This window comes from Ruegeria sp. CDSA034, assembly GCF_059612275.1.
On the sequence record NZ_JBXWQH010000027.1, the window covers coordinates 1 to 4,726 of the forward strand.

At 61.4% G+C, this 4,726-nt stretch carries 4 protein-coding genes; all 4 read right to left on the bottom strand.

Translation table 11 applies throughout. From position 1 onward, the window contains the following. On the bottom strand, positions 1-1,415 hold a 1,415-nt coding region (locus AC2FLJ_RS22705), incomplete at its 3' end, for a polysaccharide biosynthesis/export family protein (RefSeq protein WP_496700153.1). After that, on the bottom strand, positions 1,405-2,046 hold the full coding sequence (locus AC2FLJ_RS22710; protein WP_496707774.1) for a YjbF family lipoprotein: 642 nt from the start codon (positions 2,044-2,046) through the stop codon (positions 1,405-1,407). The genes AC2FLJ_RS22705 and AC2FLJ_RS22710, both read right to left, overlap by 11 nt. Continuing rightward, positions 2,043-4,082 carry a YjbH domain-containing protein gene (locus AC2FLJ_RS22715; protein WP_496700156.1) on the bottom strand — a complete coding sequence of 680 codons (2,040 nt, stop codon included), beginning with the start codon at positions 4,080-4,082 and terminating at the stop codon, positions 2,043-2,045. Before AC2FLJ_RS22715 ends, AC2FLJ_RS22710 begins: the two co-directional genes overlap by 4 nt. 393 nt (positions 4,083-4,475) lie before the next feature. After that, on the bottom strand, positions 4,476-4,726 hold a 251-nt coding region (locus tag AC2FLJ_RS22720), incomplete at its 5' end, for a sugar transferase (RefSeq protein ID WP_496700158.1).

Here is a 4,726-nt window from a genome sequence, read left to right on the forward strand (position 1 = left end):
TAATTCACTGCAGCGTTGATTGGTGTTGTTATGAGTGATGGAGTGATTTGGCTGATTGTTCTGCCCCATTTTGTGACGGGGTTTTCTGCGATGAAGATGATGTCGTTGGAGCGCAGTTGGAAGCGGGCGGCGAGGGTGAGTTGTGCGGCGTTTCGGATGTCGAGGTGCCAGGCGGTGACGGCGCCGAATTCGCGGGCATCTTGCGCCGCGCGCAGGACGTAGACCTCTGACGCGTCGCCGGTTTCCTTGGCGATGCCGCCGCCAGTGTCGAACAGGGCGTCGGCCAGGGTGGCGGTGTGGTTGAACGGCAGGGCATAGCGGCCCTGTGTACGCACTTCGCCGGACAGGTAGACATAGTCGCGGTCAACCGCATCCAGCTCGATGGATTGAATGTAATTGCTGCGGCGCTCGTCCAGGTCGGCGCGGCGCAGATTGACTGCGGTGTTCAGCTCTTGCAGGGCGGTCTGCCGACCCTCAAGCACGGTGTCGCGCAGCGCGATCTGCTGGGCAAAGTAGCGTTCGGCGCGATCCAGATCATAGTCGGTATCGACAAAGACCGAGTCATCGGCGACCAGATTGAGGTTCTGCAATGCGGTGCGTGCGTACAGATCTTCGAGCGGGATCTGATACATCTGCCCGTCGCGGTAGATGCGTACCGAGGAATTGTCGATATCGCTGACCGAGACCGATCCGGCAGCCGACAGCGCCTCGCCCAGGGTCAGTTGGGTCAGGGTGATGGGCTGGATACCGGGCTTGCCGACGGCGCCGCCGACCGAGACGCGGCGCGAGTTGAACTCGGCAATCTCAAGGCTGAAGGTGGGGTCGATCTGGTTTTCCACCAGGCGCTGGAACAGTACGGCCTCGGCCTCATCGACGGTCAGGCCGCCCAGCCGGACGCGGCCGACGTCGGGGATGTTGATCGAGCCGTCATCCTGCACGGTATAGCCGTTGCGGCTGTTCTGCGCGGCCAGCAGGCCCGACAGCTCTCCGGCGGTGCCCTGGGTGGACGGCGTCGACAGCACCAGCACGTCACCGATGCCGATGGTGTAAGGGCCGGGGTTGACCTGTGGCGGCGGGTCCAGTTGCAGCCCGGCGCGCGATCCGTCCTGGGTCGAGGGCGCCTCGGGCAGGGGGGCGGTGCCGCGCAGGCTGGTGCCAGAGCCCGATCCTGCCGACAGCCCGAACACCGTTGGCAGGGTCTTGGGCGCGTATGGCGACCGGTTGGCGACCAGCACGGTCTCTGGCGTGACCGGCACAACGCGGACTTTGCCCGCGTCGGAGACACCTGCCGTGACCGACGGGCTGCGATAGATGGTGGAACACCCGGCAATCAGAACGGTCACAGCCAGCGCGCTGAGGAGAAGTGGAGTATGGCGCACGATATGCCCTCTGCTGTTGGAAGTCTTAACTGTCATTGGGCACAACCTTTATGAACATGTTGCCGAGGAAATTGCCGGTCCATTGCGAGGATTGAACGATGCGTCCTGAACTGTTTTGCACCCAGTAAACGTTGGTAAAACGATCCGCCACCCCGAAGCATTCCTCTTGCCATTTTTCCGTTGCGACAGGGTTTCCGCGCAGCAAAACGGTCTCGGATCCCACGGCTTCGATCTGACACTCATAAGCATGTAACTCGATCTCATCGTTGGCGTTGAGAAAGCTGTGGAATCGTTCGACCCGGCCCGGACCGCCGCCCAGGATCCGCGCCGCGCTTTGATGCACATCGGACGCCGACATGCCGTCGCCAAACCCCAGGGCCGAGGTCAGCATGCCGCGTTCCAGCGTGATGGTGGCCCCGTCCGCGGTCAGCCAGGTCTGTACCCCCGCGCGCTGGGTCTCAAGCAGCATAACACCGGCAAGATCGCGACTGGGAAACCCGACCTCAAGCCGGGGCGGGATCGGGCGGCGCGCGCCAAGGGCCTCGGCGCGCGGATGGAACCGGGGCGCATTTGGAAACAGCGTGCTCTTGAACAGGTCGACATCTTCCTGGGCCTCGCCGCAGGAGATCAGAGCCAGGGCCAGCAGGGCGGTGCGCAGGACCTTCATCGCCAGAACCTTCCCCAGCCGCGCGACAGATCCTGCGCGCGGGCCTCGCGGGTCACGCCATACAGCCGGTTGCGCACGTTCAGCCGTGCGCCGCCATCGCGCAGAACCGGACGGATGGTCTGGGCGATCTTGTTGCGCGACGGGCGGCCGGTCAGCCACGAGATCGGGATTTCCAGCCGGATACCCTTGTCGAACGACCCTTCACCGAACTCCTCAGAGCTGACATTTGTCAGGGTAAAGAACGCCCCCACCTTGAAGCCGTTGTTGAACTCGCGATCCAGCGCGAAGGTTGCGCCATAGTCGCCGGCCAGATAGCGCCCGACATCGACCTGCGCATGATACTCGCCCGGCAGATCGTAATAGGCCGAGACGTGCCCGGTGAAGACATTGTAATCCTGAAAGCCGAACAGCACGTCAAAGTCGCGCTGCGCCACATAGTTGGCCTCGGCCCCAAGGGCCAGACGACTGTTGTTGGGATACCAAAGCACTTCGGTGGAAAGCCCGCCAAACATGGTTTCCAGGTAGCCCAGCGTGGTGCGGGCATAAAGGTCCTTGCCCGGCCGCCACATATACTCGGCGGTCATATGCTCGATCCGCAGGTTGGATTCGCGTGCATAGATGTTCCAGTCCGAGCGCACATGCGGCAGGGTCGAATTCGACGGCCGGGTGCTGTCATCGAGGGTACTTAGGATCGGCTGACGCAGACCTGTCGAAAAGGTCAGGCCCGGCGACGGGGTGTAATCCAACGCCAGCGCGGCCCCCAGTTCGTATCGCAGCGGGTCGTCGGGATCAAAGAAGGAGAAGTTCAGATAGGGGCCGAACCGATAGGAAAAATGCGGATAGGCATCGGTGAGGAAACCGCCCTGCACCAATGGCAACGTGTCCGAGATCTCGGCCCGGGCAAAGCTGCGCCAGGCGTTGTCGGGGTCATGTTCCAGTTCATAGAGGTCGTCGCGGTTGACGCGCACCGCACTCAGCGGCACGCCGTTCGACATCAGCGCAATGTCGAAATGTTCGGCTTGGGGCGGTTCTGTATTGACCAGCACGCGGGCGGTACGGCCCAGAGCCTGCGCGGCCTGCCCATAGCGGTTGTTCTCCACCCCGACGCGGACAGTGTCGCCGCTGTCGGACAGATAGACCAGCCGCAGCCCTTCCTGATCCAGGGCGGATTGCATCCGCGCCCGGATATCACCTTTGCTGCTGTTCGCCGTTGCCGCAGCGACCTGCGATTCAGGGCGCAACGGCGGCGGTGCGGCACCCTGACCGCCCGGCGTCACCGCTTTGCGCGGATTGACGAAGTAGCTGTAGGTCAGCCCCAGCGAGGTGCCATAGAGATAAGAGGCCGTCAGCTGCGAGCCGTTCCGGAACCGGTACTGGGCGCCAAAATTGAAGGGCGATTTGACCCGGAAACTGTCATTGACGGATTCCGCCGTGTAAAGGTCGGGCGAATACTCGGCCAAAAAGGTCAGCCGGTCATTGTATTGCCAGCTGGCGCCGCCAAACAACGCCGCGTCGCCACGGAACCAATTGCCAAACTCGAGCTCACCCCCCTGGCCGTTCGAGTTTGACGCGGGCCGGGTGTCGAACCGGCTGCCGAAAATACCCAGCGGGTTGGAGAACGCACCACGCCCCGCCATGCGGCCCCATCCAATACCGCCGGTCAGCTTGAACCGGTCCTGAATGGTCTTGGTGGCCACGAAGTATTCCGCGGCATAGATGCCGGTGCCACCAAAATCGCGCAGCCCCATCACGATGGCCGGGCCGTGCCGGCTTTCTTCGCGCAACCGGAAATGGACGTCAAAGCTGCGGTCATACCGGGTGCGGTCCGTGCCGCCCGAACTATCAAACCCGTCAATCACCGCATAGCGGAAGCTGCCATGCACCCAGGGCAACATCTGAAACGTCATCGTCGCCCGACCGGTGTTCCTGAGACCTGCGGCGGTAAAGACAAGCTCACCATCATCGAACATCTCGGCGGTGGGGATCTCGATCAGTCCGGGTGTGCCATAGGTCGACACCGATTGTGCCTGCGCCATGCCGGTCGCCATAGCGCATATAAACGCCAAGAGAGGCTTCCGCCTGACTGTCACCGCTCGAATAATCTTCACGTCTTTATGTCGCTTTTGGGACGACGGGCTAACCCTATCGTCGATCCACGTCTCGCCTCGATATGCCCGTGGACTTATTTTCTTTGGGTTTGCGGTGCAAATACAATTCCGCACTTCAGTTAAATGAAAACCGGAAATGATTTAATCTACTATAGGTTGAATTGACCAAAGGATCTTTGCAACTTTCGAACAGGGTAAGCGGCATCGATTCAAGGCAAAGCATTCGAATTGATAATTACATCAAAACCCGAAGCTGATCGCGACATTCACGCCAACGCCACGGCTGGACACAAGGGGATCCATCAGAGGCGCGGCCCCCAGTCAGGCGCCGCCGCGGCGCATCATGACAGCAAGCGTCCGCCACACAATGCGCATCTCCATCGCCAGGCTGGAATTTGCAATATAGTAGAGATCAGCCTGAACCTTTCGACGCGTCGCATCTGTGCCTTCGATATAGCCCAGCTCGACCTGCGCCAAGCCGCTGATGCCAGGGCGAACGTCGTGACGTTCCTGGTATCCAGGCACCTGCAACAAGTACATACGCGCATGCTCAATGTAATCCGGACGAGGTC

What these genes read in the sequence shown, in the direction of transcription:
- AC2FLJ_RS22710 (WP_496707774.1), bottom strand. Translation starts at nt 2,046, where the DNA reads ATGAAGGTCCTGCGCACCGCCCTGCTGGCCCTGGCTCTGATCTCCTGC.
- AC2FLJ_RS22715 (WP_496700156.1), bottom strand. Translation starts at nt 4,082, where the DNA reads ATGGCGCAGGCACAATCGGTGTCGACCTATGGCACACCCGGACTGATC.